Origin of the sequence: Lactobacillus sp. ESL0260 (genome assembly GCF_003692935.1) — a bacterium.
Classification (GTDB): domain Bacteria; phylum Bacillota; class Bacilli; order Lactobacillales; family Lactobacillaceae; genus Lactobacillus; species Lactobacillus melliventris.
This window is the reverse complement of record NZ_REHO01000013.1, coordinates 216,605-236,319: the sequence shown is the minus strand read 5'-3', so window position 1 is coordinate 236,319 and position 19,715 is coordinate 216,605. Positions and strand designations below refer to the sequence as shown.

The 19,715-nt window shown below is 35.0% G+C and carries 16 protein-coding genes; 12 read left to right on the top strand and 4 right to left on the bottom strand.

Going from position 1 to position 19,715, the window contains the following annotated elements:
- Positions 1 to 18 precede the first annotated feature (18 nt).
- From F5ESL0260_RS07535 to F5ESL0260_RS07520, 4 genes are read right to left on the bottom strand one after another with little or no spacing between them, the layout of a single operon-like run.
- Positions 19 to 990 carry an aldo/keto reductase gene (locus F5ESL0260_RS07535; RefSeq protein ID WP_122026435.1) on the bottom strand — a complete coding sequence of 324 codons (972 nt, stop codon included), beginning with the start codon at positions 988 to 990 and terminating at the stop codon, positions 19 to 21.
- Positions 974 to 1,948: a carbohydrate kinase family protein gene (locus F5ESL0260_RS07530; RefSeq protein ID WP_122026434.1), complete on the bottom strand. Its 975-nt coding sequence runs from the start codon at positions 1,946 to 1,948 to the stop codon at positions 974 to 976. Before F5ESL0260_RS07530 ends, F5ESL0260_RS07535 begins: the two co-directional genes overlap by 17 nt.
- 10 nt (positions 1,949 to 1,958) lie before the next feature.
- Positions 1,959 to 3,011 carry an NAD(P)-dependent alcohol dehydrogenase gene (locus tag F5ESL0260_RS07525; protein WP_122026433.1) on the bottom strand — a complete coding sequence of 351 codons (1,053 nt, stop codon included), beginning with the start codon at positions 3,009 to 3,011 and terminating at the stop codon, positions 1,959 to 1,961.
- Positions 3,004 to 4,440, bottom strand: a complete 1,437-nt coding sequence (locus F5ESL0260_RS07520; RefSeq protein ID WP_158593825.1) for an MFS transporter — start codon at positions 4,438 to 4,440, stop codon at positions 3,004 to 3,006. Before F5ESL0260_RS07520 ends, F5ESL0260_RS07525 begins: the two co-directional genes overlap by 8 nt.
- A gap of 239 nt (positions 4,441 to 4,679) precedes the next feature.
- Between F5ESL0260_RS07520 and F5ESL0260_RS09500 the strand changes: the two genes are divergently transcribed.
- From F5ESL0260_RS09500 to F5ESL0260_RS07465, 12 genes are all read left to right on the top strand, one after another.
- On the top strand, positions 4,680 to 6,056 hold the full coding sequence (locus tag F5ESL0260_RS09500; protein ID WP_199700512.1) for an MFS transporter: 1,377 nt from the start codon (positions 4,680 to 4,682) through the stop codon (positions 6,054 to 6,056).
- Positions 6,057 to 6,071: 15 nt separating this feature from the next.
- Complete coding sequence (locus tag F5ESL0260_RS09495; RefSeq protein ID WP_187156730.1) at positions 6,072 to 7,148, top strand: zinc-binding dehydrogenase; 1,077 nt, start codon at positions 6,072 to 6,074, stop codon at positions 7,146 to 7,148.
- Between the two features lie 18 nt (positions 7,149 to 7,166).
- On the top strand, positions 7,167 to 8,021 hold the full coding sequence (locus F5ESL0260_RS07510; RefSeq protein ID WP_122026431.1) for a class II fructose-bisphosphate aldolase: 855 nt from the start codon (positions 7,167 to 7,169) through the stop codon (positions 8,019 to 8,021).
- 163 nt (positions 8,022 to 8,184) lie between these two features.
- A complete protein-coding gene (locus F5ESL0260_RS07505) occupies positions 8,185 to 8,937 on the top strand; it encodes a DeoR/GlpR family DNA-binding transcription regulator (RefSeq protein WP_046325443.1) in 753 nt (250 codons plus the stop codon).
- A gap of 126 nt (positions 8,938 to 9,063) precedes the next feature.
- On the top strand, positions 9,064 to 9,462 hold the full coding sequence (locus F5ESL0260_RS07500) for a nuclear transport factor 2 family protein (protein WP_233557727.1): 399 nt from the start codon (positions 9,064 to 9,066) through the stop codon (positions 9,460 to 9,462).
- A gap of 288 nt (positions 9,463 to 9,750) precedes the next feature.
- A complete protein-coding gene (locus F5ESL0260_RS07495; protein ID WP_046325441.1) occupies positions 9,751 to 11,115 on the top strand; it encodes a PTS sugar transporter subunit IIC in 1,365 nt (454 codons plus the stop codon).
- A gap of 14 nt (positions 11,116 to 11,129) precedes the next feature.
- Positions 11,130 to 12,230: a DUF871 domain-containing protein gene (locus F5ESL0260_RS07490; RefSeq protein WP_122026429.1), complete on the top strand. Its 1,101-nt coding sequence runs from the start codon at positions 11,130 to 11,132 to the stop codon at positions 12,228 to 12,230.
- 124 nt (positions 12,231 to 12,354) lie between these two features.
- Complete coding sequence (locus F5ESL0260_RS07485) at positions 12,355 to 13,413, top strand: DUF871 domain-containing protein (protein WP_122026428.1); 1,059 nt, start codon at positions 12,355 to 12,357, stop codon at positions 13,411 to 13,413.
- Positions 13,414 to 13,593: 180 nt separating this feature from the next.
- Positions 13,594 to 14,565 (top strand): ribose-phosphate diphosphokinase, encoded by a 972-nt coding sequence (locus tag F5ESL0260_RS07480; protein ID WP_122026427.1) that lies wholly within the window; start codon positions 13,594 to 13,596, stop codon positions 14,563 to 14,565.
- Between the two features lie 163 nt (positions 14,566 to 14,728).
- On the top strand, positions 14,729 to 16,330 hold the full coding sequence (locus tag F5ESL0260_RS07475; RefSeq protein ID WP_122026426.1) for an ABC transporter ATP-binding protein: 1,602 nt from the start codon (positions 14,729 to 14,731) through the stop codon (positions 16,328 to 16,330).
- On the top strand, positions 16,320 to 17,903 hold the full coding sequence (locus F5ESL0260_RS07470; protein WP_122026425.1) for an ABC transporter ATP-binding protein: 1,584 nt from the start codon (positions 16,320 to 16,322) through the stop codon (positions 17,901 to 17,903). The genes F5ESL0260_RS07475 and F5ESL0260_RS07470 overlap by 11 nt, the downstream gene beginning before the upstream one ends.
- A 25-nt stretch (positions 17,904 to 17,928) precedes the next feature.
- Complete coding sequence (locus tag F5ESL0260_RS07465; protein WP_122026424.1) at positions 17,929 to 19,533, top strand: ABC transporter ATP-binding protein; 1,605 nt, start codon at positions 17,929 to 17,931, stop codon at positions 19,531 to 19,533.
- Positions 19,534 to 19,715: the final 182 nt, after the last annotated feature.

The window sequence follows — 19,715 nt, the reverse complement described above, 5'->3', positions numbered from 1 at the left end:
ATAAAAGTAGTTTATACCTTAATTGTCTAAGTCTTCTGCCATTTCTCTCATACGTCTCAGGTCATCTGGTTCAATTATAATTTTCATAGCTTTACTATTTTCATCAAGTTGATCAATCGAAGTCGAACCACTTAAGACGTTAATGTTATCGCTTTGATTTAATACCCAAGCGATAGCCAAATTGGCTAAAGTACAATGATATTTTTCACATAAGGGTTTCCAGGAATCAAGCATGTCGTCTACTTTTGCCAGATTTTCTGGTTTAAACCATTTCTTACCATTACGTGCGGAACCCTTAGGTGGGACATAATCACGAGGAACAGCTCCAGATAAAATGCCCATTGATAACGGAGAATATGCTTGTAAAACAATATTATTTTCCTTGCACAATGGCAGCAGTTCATCTTCAACTTCTCTGTCGAGTAAACTATAACGACATTGAATAATATCCAATTGTCCGTACTTGAGGTATTCGCGTACGTCGTCAGCGTTAACATTAGCTGCACCTATTCCTCGAATAATTCCTTTATCTTTGAGTTCCATAAGGTACCTCATGGTCTCAGCTATTGGAGTTTTGTATGGCTCAACAGCTTGCCAATGAGTCATATAGATATCAATATAATCAGTTTGTAGTCTTTTTAAAGTATCAAATAGTTCTAACGAAATAGATTCAGGAGTTAGGTTCTTATATAGTGATCTATCTCCAACTTTATTGAAGAATGCTCCTTTTCTTTCCCACGTAATACCACATTTAGTAATAATTTTATATTTTTCTCTATTGCCCTTAATAGCTTCACCAACTAATTTCTCACTTTCACCAAAATTATATCCTGGCGCAGTATCAATCAAGTTGATATCGTATTTCAAGGCTCCTCTAATAGTATCTAGTGCAGCTTGATGGTTATCATAATCGGTAAAAGCTGGACCTCCTCCTAAAGCCCAAGTACCTAATCCTATTCTTGAAACTTGCATATTATCTCCTAATTTCATTATTATCTCCTTTTTGATAATTTTTAAGTAATTGTTCTACTTGATGTTCATTTTTTACACCATCAATAGCACCCAGTTTTCTCACAGAAAGTGAAGCTACAGCATTACCAAATCGAGCACAGTTTTCAAAACTTTGTCCTTCAGCTAACTTAGAAATAAAACCAGCAGCAAAGTTATCACCAGCACCTGTTGTATCTATATCGATATTTGATGGCACCTCGTAAGATGGTAGATATTTTCTCATTTTCTTATTTTTAATGAAACAGCCATTTGCCCCGGTTTTAATAACAACATTTTTAACACCAAGTTTCAGTAGCAGATCTGATTGTGAATCTAAATCAGGCTGGTTTGTCAGATCCTTTGCCTCAGAATCGTTTGGAAAGAAGTAGTCAATGTAGGGCAGGATATTTTTAATATTATCAATCGTTTCTCCTAAACGGGGAGCATCAATATCGGCACAAATTGTCATCTTTTCCTTTTTGGCTTTTTGGAAAATTTTTAATATAACTTGATCATCAATTAATGGATTGTTGAAAATACTTGCCATTGATAAGATTTTACTGTTGGAAATTGCCTTAAAATCTATATCATTTTCATTCATTTTCCAAAGACTACCGTTTTTATTTGTCAGAAAAGTTCTTTGACCATCTGGTTTAACTAAGCCGATATTGATTGAGGTAGTGAGATTAGGGTTGACTTTTACAGAAGAAATATTAACTTTATTTTTTTGAGCAATTTTTCTAATGTAATTTCCAGCTCCGTCGTCACCAACAGCACTGATTAGAGCAACCTTTTTACCTAGCTTGGATAAGACAATGGCCTCATTTATTGCATCTCCACCTATTTTCATAGATATATCATTTAACGGGAAAGATACTTTATTTAATGTTTCTGAGCTAACAGGGTATAGTGGTATGTCAACTAAAGCAGTACCCACACAAATTACATCTTGCGTCATATAACTCACCTTATTTATAAGATTTGTCAACTATTACTACGCCTTTGATAAATTCGCTTTTATGTGTTGTAGCAAATTCAAACGCTTCTTGAATATCTTTATACATGAAATATTTATCTACAATTGACATTACATTGAATTTTCCGCTTGATATCATTTTAATAGTTTTAGGATAATCGTTGACGTAACGAAATAGAGTATGAATTGTTACTTCTCTGTTAATTTTTAGAAATTCTACTGGCGTTGCTCCTGGTATAGTACCCAGAATAAAGAAGGTTCCAGTATGCTTAACAATCTTTAAACCAATTTGTGCAGTCGCATTGCTACCGGCACATTCATATACAAAATCAGTGCCATTGGTTCCAACTACTGCTTTGATTTTTTCAACTATATCCGGATCATCACCTTTAAACGTAGCATTTGCACCAAGTTCTTTGGCTTTTGCCAAGCGATTATCGACAATGTCTATTACAACAACTGTAGAGGCGCCTGCCATCTTGACTGCCATTGTCGTAAGTAAACCTTCGGCTCCTGCACCTAATATGACGACTGACTTACCAATTAAATTGCCAGCGGACTCGGCAGCGTGAATTGCCACAGAAGCTGGCTCTGTCATGGCTCCTTCAACCAGACTCATATTATCGGGTAAATGATAGGTCCACTCGGCTGGATGATTAATATAGTTTGTTAAAGAACCTTTATAGTTAGGAGCAGTTGCCAGGAAATCTACATTAGGGCAGACATTATAATGACCTGATCTGCAAAATTCACAGGTGCCATCAGGAACACCAGGTTCCATAGCTACACGATCACCAACTTTAAAGTTAGTAACATTTTTTCCTACTTTAGAAATTATTCCGGCAGTTTCATGACCCAAACCGATTTCTTGGTTTGGATCTTCAGGTGGTAAATAAGGTCCATCAGTAAAGCCGTGCATGTCAGAGCCACAAATACTAACATCACAGACTTTTATTTGTACTTCGTTATCTTTAGGATCTTCAATTTCTGCATCTTTAATGACCATTTTTCCTGGCTTTTCCAGTATTGCTTTTGTATTATGCATGATTAACCTCTCTATTACTTTCTAAATTAATGGAACTATCGATTTCATTAATTGTTTTCTTTCTGGTTTCAATACCAAATAAAATAATAATAAGTGCGCAAAGTCCTAAAAGAATTCCTAAAGTGATAAAAACAGCAACTACTCCAAAATCTGTAAGTATCCAAGCGATTAAATATGGAGATGTAATAGCTACAAATCTACCAATAGCGTTTGAAATACCCAAGCCCCGCATTTTAACTTGTGTAGGCCAAAGTTCAGTTGCATACACTGCAGAAGAAAAGCTATTGTAGATGTATAAGATAAAAATCATAATAAAGCCGATTATTAAAATACTCGTCTCAGACCTTTGTTGTGCATAAATATAGCCTAAAATTGCAATAGCTATAATAAAAATTCCTCCGAACAACTTTCTGGGTAAAAATTCAATAATGAATGTTGAAAAATAAGTTCCCAAAGGTGCCGCAACGATCATAATAGTGGTCATAAGAAGGGACTTGGTGACTGTTATACCGTTGTTGACAAAAATCGTGGGTATCCAATTATTTATCGTATAAAGCGCTAGGTTCATTGCAATCAGCGTAGTGGAACAAATTAATGTTCGCCTTCCTAATGCACCAAAGAAAAAATTCTTGAATGGTATTTTAACTTTTTGGCTTGAATTAAGTTTTCTGTTGTCATTTTCATTAACTGAAATATCAATTTTATGGCCTTGCTCTTTTTCTACTCTTTTAACTATTTCGTTAAGTAAGCATTCTCCTTCCTCTTCATGTCCGTTTTGTAATAACCAGTGTGGCGATTCCTTAAAAAATTTGTGGAAAAAGAAAAGTATAATGAAAGCACTAACCGAACAAATTATAAAAACTGATCTCCATCCAATAGTTGGAATTGCTATTAAGCAAAGCAGGGATGCAATTAAAGGTGAAAAATTGCCGAAACAAGAAAGCATGGCTTGCCATTTTCCCCTGAATTTGGCTGGCAATAATTCAGTAAATGAACCATATCCTAGTTCTATTCCAGCTCCCATACCAACTCCCATTAAGCCTCTGCTAACAATCAGCAAGAACATGTTGGGTACAAGTGCAGCAACTAAAGAAAACACAGCAAAAGTCAAAATGGAAATTTCATTTGACTTTTTTCTGCCAATTTTATCGCCTAACCAGCCACCTATAAGTGATCCGATAAAAAAGCCAATCATCATAGCAGAAGAAAAGGCTGCGTTTAAATAGTTATTAGACCAACCCTTATGAATTAAATCAGCTAAGATTGAATTTCCTGAAGAATTAAGAACACCGTTTATTTGAAGTCCAAACCCTAAAAGGAAAAAGTTTTCTAAATGCCATTTTGAAAAAGGCAGTTTATCGAGAACTTGATCTGATTGCTTTAGTTCTTTCATGTCAATCCCCTTTTCTATTTCTGAAATCGCTAACATAATAATACACCCATTAATGTTCATTTGAAACATAAAATGTAAAAATAAAAAAATAATTATTTAGTTCACAATTTATAAAATGCTTTTAAATCAGCAATATAAGCTATAAATATTGAATAAAAATGTTACAAAAGAAAATTTAAATTATAAAAAAGATTGACTTTTAACATTTTCGGCTTAGTATAATAGTTGAGTCATGACTCGATCGATAGTAAGGACTTTCTTGTAAGGAGGTCAACATGAAAAATGACAATTCGCCCTTTGCCGGGGCAAGATTAGATAGATTGCCAACTAGTAAATTTCATTGGAAAATTTTTGCAATAGTTGGTTTTGCATTATTAACCTGCTGGAGTAATGCAATAGGAGGGCTGGTCCTTGCACAATTAAAAGTAATTGGTTGGACAAATAACAGTCAGACTGCATTGTTTACTTCATTAAGCACTGCCGGCATGTTCTTTGGAGCTTTAATTGGTGGTTCTATTGGTGATAAATATGGCAGGAAAAAAACTTTTTTGCTTTTTGAAGTAATGCACATAATTACTATGTTAGTTGCAGCTGTTTCTCCGAACATGAATTTCTTAATGGTAGTTAGGTTTTTCATGGGACTGGCTTTAGGGGCGCTATTAACTATACTTTTTGCCAGTTTTACGGAATACATGCCTTCAAGAAGTAGAGGTACTTGGTCATCCCGAATTTCATTTGTGGGAAATTGGTCATATCCTATTTGCTCATTGATAGCAATGTTATTAACAGAAATTGTTGCTCCGGAAATGAACTGGAGACTGCAATTTGTAATTCCTGCGTTACTTTCAACATTCATTTCTCTAATTGCTTGGAAAGCCTTTCCCGAAAGTCCCAGATGGTTAGAGTCAAAGGGGCGTTATGCTGACGCAGAAAAAGTTTTAACCAATATTGAAAATGAGGTTTCAAAAGAGACTAATAGTGTTTTGCCTGAAATTCATAAAGACAAGACTGAAAAAAATGAAGAAGAAAAACAAAATATTTCTTATACGGAATTTTTTAAAGGAAATTTGCTTAAAAGAGTAATACTTGGTTCATTTGCTTTAATTGCTATGAATGTTACGCAATATACCTTAATAAACTGGTTACCAACTATGTTCCTCGCTCAAGGAATAGATCTTAAGAAGTCTGTTTTTCTTAATACTATGAACATGTTTGGTGCACCTGTAGGTATTTTTATTGCAACGCTAATAATGGATAAAATACCGCGCAAAGTTATGGGGATTGGTCTCTTGAGCATCATGGCCGTACTAGGCTATATTTACTCTTTTCAAAGGAGTATGTTAATGATCTCGATTTTGGGCTTTTTCCTAATGATTTCTGTTTATATGTTTGTTTGTTATGCCTCTGCTGTATATGTCCCTGAAATTTGGCCAACCTATGCCAAATTAAGGGGATCTGGCTTGTGCAATGCCATAGGAAGGATTAGTGGAATAATTGTTCCTTTCATTGTTGCCAAGTTGCTTGATTCAGTTGGTATTACTGGAGTATTCATATTACTTGGAATCACGTGTTTAATAACGGCAATTATAATTGGTATTTTTGGCATTGAAACAAGAGGAAAATCTGTAGAAGAAATTGGTTCAATAAAATAGAAAGAGGATATTAAAATGAAAGCTTTAGCTCGTTATGGTAAAGAATTTGGTGGCTATAAGATGATTGATGTCCCTGTGCCAGAAGTTGGCCCAGAGGATGTCTTAGTAGAAATTAAAGCTGCCACTATTTGTGGTGCGGATATGAAGCACTATAAAGTTGATAATGGTTCAAAAGAATTTAACTCTATTCGTGGCCATGAATTTGCTGGTGATATTGTTAAAGTTGGCGACAAGGTAACAGATTGGAAAGTAGGCGACAGAGTAGTTTCTGACAATACAGGCCATGTTTGTGGTGTATGTCCAGCCTGTGATGATGGTGACTTTCTCCTGTGCCCACATAAGGTCAATTTAGGTTTAGATAATAATCATTGGGGTGGTGGCTACACTAAATACTGTTTAGTTCCCGGTGAAATACTACGTATTCACAAGCACGCTTTGTGGAAGATTCCTGATGGTGTCAAATATGAAGAAGCAAGTTGTCTTGATCCTATTAGTAATGCATATAAAGCTGTTGCAGAACAATCTGGCTTAAAACCTGGTGATGATGTAGTCGTATTTGGTACAGGACCATTGGGATTATTTTCAGTCCAAATTGCGAAGTTAATGGGAGCATTGAAGATTGTAATGGTTGGTCTTGATGCAGATACAAAATATAGATTTGATGTCGCTAAGAAATTAGGTGCAACAGATTGTATTAACGGTTCTAAAGAAGATGTTGTAAGTCGCTGCAAAGAGATTATAGGAGAAGACAATCTGGGCACTGTTATTGAATGTTCAGGTGCTATGGTCGCATTACACCAAGCAATTGAGATGGTACGTCCAAATGCTACGATCGTACGTGTCGGCATGGGTTACCAGCCATTTAACTTTCCAATCAATCGTATTACTGAATGGAATATTGATATTAAGGGCCACCAGGCATACAGTTCATCTACTTGGCGTCGTACAATTAAGCTGCTGGCAGCTCACAAAATTGATGTTGAATCAATGATTACTCATAGATTTGGACTATCGGAATGGCAAAAAGGCTTTGATGCTATGGCAGATAAATCGGCCATCAAAGTAGTATTTCATTATGACTATGATGATTAAGATTGGAGATAATTTGGTATGTTAGCAGATATTAGATATTGGGAAAAAATTGCACAGAAACATCATTTTGCTATTCCACACTTTAACGTTTGGAACGTCGAAATGCTCGAAGGAGTTATGGATGCCAGTGAACAAGAAAATTCTCCGGTGATTATATCCTTTGGTACTGGTTTTATTCACAATACAATATTTGAAGAATATGCTGGAATGATGGTTTCAATGGCTAAACATTCCACACTGCCTGTAATAACTCACTGGGATCATGGTCGTAGTTTTGATATCGTAAAAAATGGCTATGATTACGGGATGAATTCTGTTATGAGAGATGCTTCGAAATTAACATTTGAAGAAAATATTGCTGAAACTAAAAAAGTAGTAGATTACTTTCATCCATTAAATGTTGGTGTTGAAGCTGAACTTGGTCACGTAGCTGATCCTAATAAGTATGAAAAAGCAATGGAAGATTATCAGTATACCGATCCTTCAGTAGCTAGAGAATTTGTTGATAAAACTCATTGTGACTCATTAGCTGTAGCTATTGGTCAGGTACACGGTGTCTATACTTCTACTCCTCATCTTAATTTTGAGGTTTTGGAAAAAGTAGCTAAAGCAGTTCCTGTACCATTAGTTTTACACGGCGCTTCTGGGATACCAGATGAGCAGGTATCTAAAGCTGTATCAATGGGAATTTGTAAAGTTAACATTCATACTGATCTGGGTATTGCTGCAATGAAAGCTGCTAACGCTCATAGTGATCAACTTTATCTAGAAGTTCAAAAGTATGTCCGTGAAGCTATAAAAGATGAAGCAGTTCATAAGATTCATGTTCTGGGCTCTCAAAATAAAGCTGACTTAAGGCTGGAAAACTATTAAGTTATATTTTAAAATTTATTTTATTGTCAGAATTATATAAAATAGACCAGGTTGAAAAACTTGGTCTTATTTTATCTTTTTAAAAAATGTGAAACAATTTCATATTATATGAATTAAACATTTGCTAGAATAGTCTTATAGAACGGCGGAAGTGGGAACTAATATGGAACGAATAGAACTTATAAAAAAAGAATTAATGAACAATCACACTGTGAATATTTCAGAATTAAGTGATAAGTTTAATGTTACCAATCAGACTATTAGAAGAGATTTAAACCAATTAGAATCTGAGGGCTTCATTAATCGTACTTACGGAGGAGCGGTACTTAATGAAGCAAAGGTTGATTTTGCAGTTCCATTTTATCGGCGTTTATCTAAGAATAAAGATGGTAAGGATAAAATTGCTCTGCAAGTGATACCACTTTTGGTAAATTGCAATAGTATTTTTGCTGATTCAAGTACTACTGTTGTTAATGCAGTGAAATATTTACGTGACTCTGATTTAACTGTAGTTTCTAATTCCGCCGAGGTTCCAAGACAGCTATATACGGGAAGTGCAAACTTTATTTGCTCAGGAGGAATATTAGATCGACACAGTATTTCTTTTCATGGTGCAATAGCTGAGCGGACTTTGCAAAACTATAATGTCGATGTAGCCTTAATTAGCTGTAAAGGTTTAGATATGGAGCAAGGGGTAACAGACTCAACTGATTCTGAAGCTATAATCAAAAAAATAATGATTAAACAAGCAAGTGAAGTTTATTTGCTAGTGGATTCAACGAAGTTTGATAAAAAAGGTTTCGTTCATTTGATTGATGCTTCAAAATTAAGTAATGTGATTACAGATAAAAAACCAAGTGTAGAATGGTTAGAGTACTTTAAACAAAAGAATATTAAACTTATTTATCCCAAATAGTTCGCTATAAAGCAATTCTTTGATGAATTGCTTTTTCTACCCTAATAAACTATATAAAGCTCTTTAACTTTAAGCTTATAATATTGATAGATTATAAAACCAAAATAAAAACCGACAGGAGGGAAAATGATGCACACAACTGAGCAACTTTTCGCTGAGGAAAAGATTATTAGAGAATATTTTAATTCATGGCTAGAAAGCGATTTTAGTAGACTTGATAACTGGTTTAGCCAAGATGTCTATTACCGTGAATGTTATGGTGCTACTTATAAGGGATTAAATGAGTTAAAAGCCTATATCAATTCGAAGTCTAAAGAGCAGACAGTTTTAAAATGGGATATTTTGAGCATGGCTTATACTTCCTCTAACCAGTTTGTAGTTACTTGGTTTTTTGATGCTAAAGAAAAGCAGGAATATTGTTTTGACGGTGTTTCCCTAATAGCTTTTTCTGATAACAAGATAAAAAGCATAGTGGAATATTCAACCAAGCATGAGACATACCGACCATACAAGGACAAGGTGTAACCATGATTTTGTAAACATCATATATTTAACTCATTGGTGCAATAATTTAAATTTAATAATTTCTTTTTTTATAGCATAAACAAAAAGGTTAAAAAAATTTTTAAGAAAAATATGGTATATACCATTTATATTCAAAAGCTATAAATATATTGAAATACAAGACTAATTTGGTTTATACCAAAGCTCTAAACCTTACTGCCACAACATTTTTCACCGATTTATAGTAAAACGTTTCCATTTAATGTGCTATAATACAATTGTAGTGAAATATTAGTAGGAGGAAATATTATGAATGCTATAATTAATTGGCTAAACAAGCATCTAGTACCTGTTGCAGCCAAGATTGGTTCAATTCGCTGGCTTGTAGCTTTACGTGACGCCTTTATTTCGATAATGCCAATAATGTTAGCTGGTTCTGTTGCTAGTGTATTGAATGCCATTTTTAGAGACGTTCCCACCAACTTAGGCTGGATGGGTGTTGTTAACTCAATGCAATGGCTGATCAGTATCAATGCAATGGTCTGGACAGGATCAACTGCTATTTTGGGCTTGCTGTTTGCCTTTACTTTTGGTTATCAGATGTGTGTGCAGTATAAAGTTGAACCAATTGCGGGTGGTCTTCTTACACTAGGCACATTTATTATGAGCTTGCCTCAGAGCTTTTCAGTTGATTTGAAAAATGCTCTTACTAAAGGTGATATAAAGACCTTAACTGATGCTGGTACAGCTGTTGTCGGTAAAAATGTTAGTGCCTGGGGCTGGTTTAACTTTAACAAGTACTTTGGTGCTTACGGCTTCTTTACCATAATGATTATGGGTGCCATTTCAGTTGCAGTTTATATTGCTTTAGTTAAGAGACATATTACTATTAAGATGCCTGAAAGTGTGCCACCTGCAGTTTCTAATGCCTTTACTGGTATTATTCCAGCAACTGCTGGTTTGTTCGTTGTCGGTATTATTGATTATCTATTTAGTTTAAAGAACACTACAGTTATTGACCTAATTGCTCAAACAATTCAAGAGCCATTAATGAAGATGGGTCAAGGCTATGGTTCATTATTATTAATTGTATTCTTAGTACAACTGTTCTGGTTCTTTGGTATTCATGGTACCAATGTTCTTGCTCCAGTTACTGAAAGTATTTGGACAACAGCATTAATCGCTAACGTTAATGCCCACAAGATGCAAAAAGCTTTACCATATATGTGGACTAGAAGCGACTTCGACCTTTACGTTTGGATTGGTGGTGCAGGTTCAACACTGTTGCTTATTCTGGCTGTTCTTGCCTTTTCAAAACGTGAAGATGAACGTGCTGTTGCTAAGGTTTCTCTCGTACCTGGAATCTTCAACATTAACGAGCCTATGATGTTTGGTATGCCAATTGTTTTGAACCCAATTTACATTATTCCATTCATTCTTGCTCCATTAGTTATGGTATCAATTGCCTACGGTGTTCTGAGTCTCGGCTGGGTAAGTCCGGTTGCAGTACAGACTACTTGGGCAATGCCGCCATTCCTTAACGCAATAATCGCTACGATTGACTGGCGTTCAGTTATCTTACAAATTGTTAATATGGTTGTTGGCTTCCTAATCTATGTACCATTCGTTATTGCATCTAATAACATGGATCCTGAAAAAGTTAATAAAGTTTAAGGAGCAATAATTTTATGAAACAGTTAGGTATTTCCCTTTATCCCGAACAAAGTACATTTGAGCAGGATAAAGAATATATGGATTTAGCTCACAAGTATGGCTACAGCAGAATTTTTTCTTCACTCTTGCAATTAAAGAGTGCCAGCGGTGAAGATTTACTTGCCAAGTTAAAAAAAGACGTTGCTTATGCAAATGATTTAGGGTTTAAAACCGTAGTTGATATTAATCCCGTTTTATTTAAAGAATTAAAAATTGACTATAATGATCTAGTCTTTTTCCATGACTTAGGCGTTTGGGGCTTAAGATTAGATGAAGGCTTCAGCGGTATGGAAGAAGCCGCCATGACTCATAATCAATATGAGTTAAAAATAGAACTTAATATGAGTCGTGGTACTAATTATTTGGATAGTATTATGGCTTATGACCCTGAAGTTGATAATTTGATTGGTTGTCATAACTTTTATCCTCAAGAATACACGGGACTAAGTGAGAAAATTTTTAATGAATATTCACAAAAGTATCGTGACTATGGTTTACATACCGCTGCGTTTGTTTCATCTAAAAATGCTCAATTCGGTCCGTGGCCTGTTCATGAAGGTTTACCAACAATGGAAAGCGATCGTCAAAGAGATATTTTTAGTCAAGTAACACATTTGCGCTTGAGTAAAAAAATTGATGATATTATTTTTGGCAACGCGTTTGCTAGTGAAGATGAACTAGCTGCTGCTGCGAAAGCTTTTAACAGTTCATTTCCTGCTCTAGGAATTGAATTTGAACAAGATATTTTGCCAATTGAGAAGACAATTTGTCTTAAAAAGCCGCATTTGTATCGCGGTGATGCTTCGGAATTTTTGTTGCGTGATACCCAACCCCGTGTCGTTTATGCTAAAGAAGATATTCCTGCACATAATAACGATAAAGCCTCTTTTGAAAGAGGAGATATAGTTGTTGTCAATGATAAATATCCACGCTACAAGGGAGAATTACAAATTGTTTTAACTCCATTTGCAAATGATGGCAGACGTAATCTTGTTGGTCATATCTGTCCAGATGATTTGGATCTGTTGAAAGACATTGAGCCTTGGAGTACATTTATATTACGAGAATCTAACTAAGTTAATTTAATTATTAAAGCCATGAGCAATTGCTCATGGCTTTTTAATATGCATTTTTTTAAATAAAAAATAGTATAATTGTACATGTAAGTGATTTCAGATAAAGGAAGAGAATTAAATTACTATGCTAGGTTTTTCAATGTATCTCAACCGCGATTTTACGGCTGATGACTATAATTATCTGCTGGCAATGCGTAATGCGGGATTGACTACTGTTTTTACTTCATTGCATATACCAGAAGATGATCAAAAAGTTGTTTTGAAAAGATTAGCTGAATTAACCAAGTGGTGTCAAAATTTAGAAACAGATATCATTGCCGACGTTTCAGAGGAGGGACTAGAGCAATTAGGCATTGCACTAGATAACGAAAAGCAGGTTGAAAGTCTGGGTTTAACCGGCCTAAGAATAGATGATGGTGTGTCGTCAGCTACTATAGCGAAACTTTCGCAGAAAATGCCAATTGCTCTGAATGCCAGCACTATAAATGAAGATGACATCACAGCTTTACGAGAACACGGTGCTAACTTCGAAAATTTGCAAGCTTGGCACAATTTTTATCCTCGTCCGGAAACCGGCTTAGATGCAAATTGGTTGGAACAAAAAAATAATTGGTTGCACCAAATGAATTTGGAGACGATGGCGTTTGTTGCGGGCGATGATATTCTGCGTGGACCTATTTATGCGGGATTGCCAACTCTGGAAAAACATAGAGGTGAGAATCCTTTAGCTGCCACACTGGAATTGAAACAGCTTGGTTGCGACCATATTTTTATCGGGGATCCCTCTTTAACTCCAGACATGATTAACTGTTTTAATAATTACATCAAACAGCAGACTATTACACTTCACGTTGATGAAAACTTGCCTGAATTGTTCAATTATGAATGGAGCAATCGTCCAGATGTGGCGCGAGATGTGATTAGGTTGACGGAGGGGCGTAGCCGCCAACTTTTTAACACAGAACCAGAGACAAAAGTAAGTGCACGTCCTAAGGGAACAATTACCTGTGATAACAAATTATATCTGCGTTATCAGGGTGAATTACAAATAACTAAGCGTGATTTACCAGCAGATAAGAAAGTTAACGTTTTAGGACATGTCGTGCCTCAAGACTTACCGCTTTTGAATCAAATTGGTGCAGGTCAAAAAATTATTTTTAGATCTATGAATGAACAAAAATAGCAGATTTTTGTTTGTTTAAATTTCTATGTTTACTTTAAAACTTATGCAATTTCCAAGATAATCTAGTATTCGGGGCTTGAATGTCACCAACTAAAGTTGAATAATAATAAAGGAAGTAACTTTTTCAGACAACTTTTGGTAAAATAATAAGTTGTTAACAAATTTAATACGGAGGAAATTATGTCTTATAAAGACAATATGATGTTGTTTGCCCTTAATTCAAACGTTCCGCTGGCCCAAAAAATTGCGGAGCGTGTGGGGGTGCCCTTAAGTAAGTCTAGCGTTCAACGCTTTAGTGATGGTGAAATTCAAATAAACATTGATGAATCAGTGCGGGGCAAAGATGTATATTTGATTCAGTCAACCAGTGTGCCGGTCAACGATAACCTAATGGAGCTGTTAATCATGATTGACGCTGTGCGCCGCGCCAGTGCACAAACGATTAATATCGTAATTCCTTACTATGGCTATGCTCGGCAAGATCGCAAAACAAGACCCCGTGAACCAATTACTGCTAAACTAGTTGCTGATATGTTGCAAGAAGCTGGCGCAACTAGAGTTTTATCTCTTGATCTTCACGCCCCACAAATTCAAGGATTCTTTGACATTCCGGTTGATAACTTAATGGGTGCACCATTACTTGCTGATTACTTTTTAAGAAACAAATTGCATGAAAATGCTGTTGTGGTTTCTCCCGATCACGGTGGTGTAACCCGTGCTCGTAAATTAGCCGAGTTTTTAAAGACTCCAATTGCAATTGTCGATAAACGTCGTCCGCGGGCTAACGTATCTGAAGTAATGAATATCATTGGTAACGTGAAAGGTAAGCGTGCAATTATTATTGACGATATGATTGATACTGCTGGTACGATTACTCTTGCTGCTCAGGCTCTGATAGATGCTGGAGCTACCGAAGTTTATGCCAGTGCTACACATGCGGTTTTATCAGGACCCGCTATTCAAAGGTTAAATGATTCTCCGATTAAAAATTTGGTGCTAACTGACTCTATTAATCAACCAGTAGAAAAGAAATTGGAAAAAACTCTTCTAGTTTCGGTTGGCCCGCTTATTGGGGATGCAATTAAATGTATTCAAAAACACGAGCCTCTTAGTCCATTGTTTAATACTCGGTATGAAAAAGATAAACATTAATAAGTTAAAAAAGATAGAAGATCTGCTTGAAATAAGGCAGATCTTTTATTTTGACAGAATTACCACTTAGTTTACTTTATTAACCTCTTAGTAAAATTCAATTGCTTTTGAAATAAAATTAAAGTTTAATAAAAATATACAAAAGATGAAAGGATAAAGGGTAATGTCACTGAAAGAACTTTTGAAAACTAATATTCCCCGTAGTGTATTTATTCTAATTATTTTCTTAGGTTATGCCATTTGTGGAACACTAGGAACATATCTTTTTAAATATGCAATTAATGATTTAACAAAGGGGCATTGGGACAGATTTGTGTTTTGGCTGGTTGTTGATTTTGTCATATCAATCTTTTCCGTTTTGCTTTTACCAGTAGGAACATTTTTATTTAATAAACAAATTCAAGAATGCTTGCATAATATTCGGGCAGAACTTATGTGCCATTATTATCAGTCAAATACTTATAAAGTTTCCAATATTCAAAACCAGTTGAACAACAATCTCAAAATTTTAACTGATGATTATGCTACTCCCTGGATTCAGGTCTGGACTAATTTATTAAGTATAATTATGGCAATAGGGACATTGCTTACACTTCACTGGTCATTAATTTTATTCGTTGCCATAACAGCAGTCATTGTCTTGGCATTACCAAAAATTATGTCTAAAAAATTATCCAGTTCAACGGCTGAAGCATCAAAGAAAAATGCTGAATTATTAAATACCATTGAAAATTGGTTTTCCGGATTAGGAGAATTACGCCGTTACAGTGCGGGGGCTCGCTTGGACAGAGCACTTGGCCAAGACAGCCGTAAACTGGCAGCAGCCAATGTTAATAGAAGAAAAATCCAAGGAATTTCTATTAGTATTAATGGCTTGGGTAATGCTATTGGTCAAATTGGTGCAAGTTTATGGAGTGGGCTGCTATTTTTTGCACATATTATCACCTTAGGTGATTGGTTTATAGCGGGCAGCTTTGCTTCGACAATTTTTAATGGTCTCTGGTCAGTTATTAGCGCAATGACGCAGATGAGATCTACCAAAAAATTGCGTCAGGAAATTGCTCAATTGACAAAGCCAATATCTGGGAAGAAGCAAAGCACTAAAGTTTATGGCGTTGAATGTCATAATTTGAAGGTACAATATCAAAATGGTGAAAGTATATCCTATCCTGATTTTACGATCAACAAAGGTGATAAAGTTTTACTTTCTGGTGATTCTGGTACAGGCAAGTCGACTTTATTCAAAGTTTTACTGGGACAACTTAAGCCCGAAACAGGTGAAGTATTCTTTACTGCTAAAGATGGCACCAAAATATCACCTCAAAAAGCTCAACTGGGTTATGTAGCTCAGGATGCAACTCTTTTTCCTGATACTATTGCTAATAATATTACAATGTTTAACCGCAAATTGACTGGCAAACTAAAAGAAGTTACACAAAGAGTTCAGTTAGTGCCGGATTTAGCCAAGTTTCCAAAACAAATTAATACAACAGTTGATTTAGATCAAGGCAATTTATCAGGTGGGCAAAGACAAAAAGTGGTTTTGGCCAGAGTGGAAATTCATGAAGAACCATTTCTGTTACTTGATGAGGCAACTAGCGCAATTGACAGTAAAACTACCAATGAAATTATTGGTAACTTGCTCGATACTGATAAAACAGTTTTGATGATTGCACATAACTTTAGTCCTGAACTAAAAGACAAGTTTGATTATCAAATCAATTTAAAATCTAATAAAAAATCAGGTAATCAAAATGACAATTAAAGAATTTTACAAGACCAATCCTTTGCGTTTTATTGTTTTACTATTAATCAATATTAGTTTCTATGCTCTGCTAATTATTGGCACAGTTTTCAGTATTATAGAAACTACGGCAATTCAACAGGGCAATTTTAAAATCTTTTTAATTACTATTTTATGTAGTTTTGTATGTGTAATGGCAGATTATTTAATGCAAGGTCTGACAAACTACCTTTTGTCTTGTCAGGAAGAACAATATAATATCGCCATCAGAGCGAAAACCGTTAATCACTTTTATAAAGATCAAAAAGATCACACAGTGGCACAAGTTCAAAATCGGCTAACAAATGATGTAGTCCAAAGTCAGCAAAATTATATTACTCCCTTTTTTAGTTTAATTGGCGGAGTAGTCATCATAGTTTCTGCTGTTATATTATTGATTTCATTGCATTGGAGTTTGCTTGTTACTATTGTAATAATGGTGGTAATCTCTTTACTTTTACCCAAGCTGTTAGAGAAACCCTTGCAAAAGTCAATGCTTCGAATTTCTCAAAGTAACCAAAAATATCTCGATTGTCTGGAAAAATGGCTTAATGGACTTGCAGAAATACAGCGTTATTTTAGTGGGGCAAAACTATTTAGGGTAACAGGTAGCGCAGCTAAAGAATTAGAAGATGCCAATGTTAAGCAAAATGGTGTCATGCAATTATTAACTGTTATCAACGGTTTAGTGTCTGTCGTTTTCTCACTGATTTTATTTTTATTAGCCGGATATTTGTTTCAGCAAAAATTAGTAGTGTTTGGCGTCATTACCGCAGTAGGTAATTGCTTAAGCTACTTGAAACAAGGAATTCAGTTTATAGTAACCTCTTATGGGCAAATGAAGGCAACGGCATCTCTAAATAAAGAAATTGCTAAAACCGCAAAACCAGTAAGAAAAACTCAAACTGAAAAAATTGTGACTCCAGCAGCGATTAGCACATCTAATCTTAGTTTGCAATTTCCTAACGGTGAGAGTTTGCTCTTTCCTGATGTTAATGTGAAACCCGGTGAAAAAATACTATTAACTGGAGACTCTGGAGCTGGTAAGTCAACGTTGTTTAAACTCGTCTTGGGACAGATTAAACCAAGTTCTGGACAAATCACTTTTAAAAACAAAAATGGTAATATAGTTAACCCCGACATGAGTAAAATTGGCTATATTCCGCAAGACCCTGTGCTTTTTCCGGTAACTATTGCTGATAACATGACTATGTTTTCCGATAAATTAAAAAGTGCACTGCCACAATTAGTTGAAAAAGTTCAACTTGCTGGCGATATTGCCAAGTTTGATGATGGTTTAGAACAAAAAATCGATTTAAACAAATTGAATATTTCTGGTGGTCAAAGACAAAAGATTGTTCTAGTACGAGCTTTAGTCCATCAAAGTGAAATTTTTTTGATTGATGAAGGAACCAGTGCTATTGACCAGCAAGCGACAATGCAAATTTTGCGGGAAATCACATCGAGTTCTGCTACAGTAATCTTTATTGCACACAGCTTTAATGATCAGATGAAAGAAATGTTTGACAGAGAAATTCACTTAACGAAAACATAAAGCAATAAAAAGGAGGTAAGATATTATGACAATTAAGGACTTTTATAAGCAAAACCCTTTACGCTTCATGATACTAATTTTGATTACCGTTTTAGAGTGGACTTTACCAATTGTAACCACACAAATACTTATGCTTTTAACCACAGCAATTCAGCAACAGAAATTCCAACAGTTTTTAATTATAAATGTCATTTCATTTATGCCTTTCTTATTTCAATATTTAATACAAGGACTGCATGCGTTCCTTCTATCAAAACAACAAGAGGAATTTAATTTTCATATCAGAAAAAGATCTGTATCTCACTTTTATGCGGATCAAAAAGAGCATTCTGTTGCCCAGATTCAAAATCGATTAACAAATGACCTGAATCAGAGCCAAGAAAATTATTTTGCACCATTTTTTGGTCTAATTGGTGGTGTTATTAATTTAGTATCTGTAATTGTTCTGCTTATTTCATTACACTGGAGTTTACTTCTCACAATTATTTTGATGGTAGCTATTTCATTATTGTTACCAAAATTATTAGAAAAGCCACTACAAAATTCAATGACCAAGATTTCAAAGAGTAATAATCAATATCTCGATTGCTTAGAAAAGTGGCTTAATGGCCTTGAAGAACTACAACGTTATTTTGCCGGAGGAAAACTATTTAAAGTAACTAATGATGCAGCTAAAGAGCTAGAAGATGCTTATGTCAAGCAAAATGGGGTTACGCAATTACTAAGTATCATTAATGGATTGGTATCAGTTTCTTTTTCATTAATTTTATTCTTACTAACGGGTTATTTGTTCCAAGCTAAAATAGTAGCATTTGGTGCAATTACTGGAGTAGGCAATTGTAATTTCTACTTAAGGCAAAGTATTCAAATCATAGTTAGTCGTTATGGACAAATAAAGGGCTCCAAAACTTTAAATCAGGAGATTGCCCAAACGGCTGCGCCAGTTAAAAAAGAGCAAGCTGAAGAAGTAGCAACTCCAGCATCACTTAGTACTCATGATCTTAGTTTGCAATTTCCTAATGGTGAAAGTCTAATTTTTCCAGACATTAATATTAAGTCAGGTGAAAAAGTGCTTCTGACTGGTGATTCTGGAGCTGGGAAATCAACTTTGTTTAAACTCATTCTAGGACAAATCAAACCAACTTCAGGGCAGATAGTTTTTAAGGGCAAAGATGGTGCTGTGGTTAACCCAGATATGAGTAAAATTGGCTATATTCCCCAAGATCCAGTGCTTTTTCCGGTGAGTGTTGCTGACAATATGACTATGTTTGTAGACAAATTAAAAAGCGCTTTACCGTCATTGGTTGAAAAAGTACAATTAGCGGGAGACATTGCCAAATTTGACGATGGACTAAATCAAAAGATTGACCTAAATAAGTTAAATATTTCAGGCGGACAAAGACAAAAAATTGTACTGGTACGGGCTTTAGTTCATCAGAGTGAAATTATTTTGATTGATGAAGGGACTAGTGCCATTGATCAAGAAGCAACAATGCAAATATTGCGCGAGGTTACTTCAACCCCTGCTACGGTAATCTTCATTGCACACAACTTTAGTGACAAAATGAAAAGCCTATTCGATAGGGAAATTCACTTAGTTAAAAATGTTAAAGTAAAAGTTAAAGATTAAGAGAAGAAATTAATAAGTGGAAGACTAATTCAAAGCCAATTTTGAATTAGTTTTTTATTTTTAGCAAAATGAATGAAAGCGATTAAAAAAAGTGTTGATTTATTTCTAAAAACTGGTACACTTAAAAGTGAAATCGGACTTATTAAATATCCAATTTTGTTTTATCTTGTTTTTTTACTTGG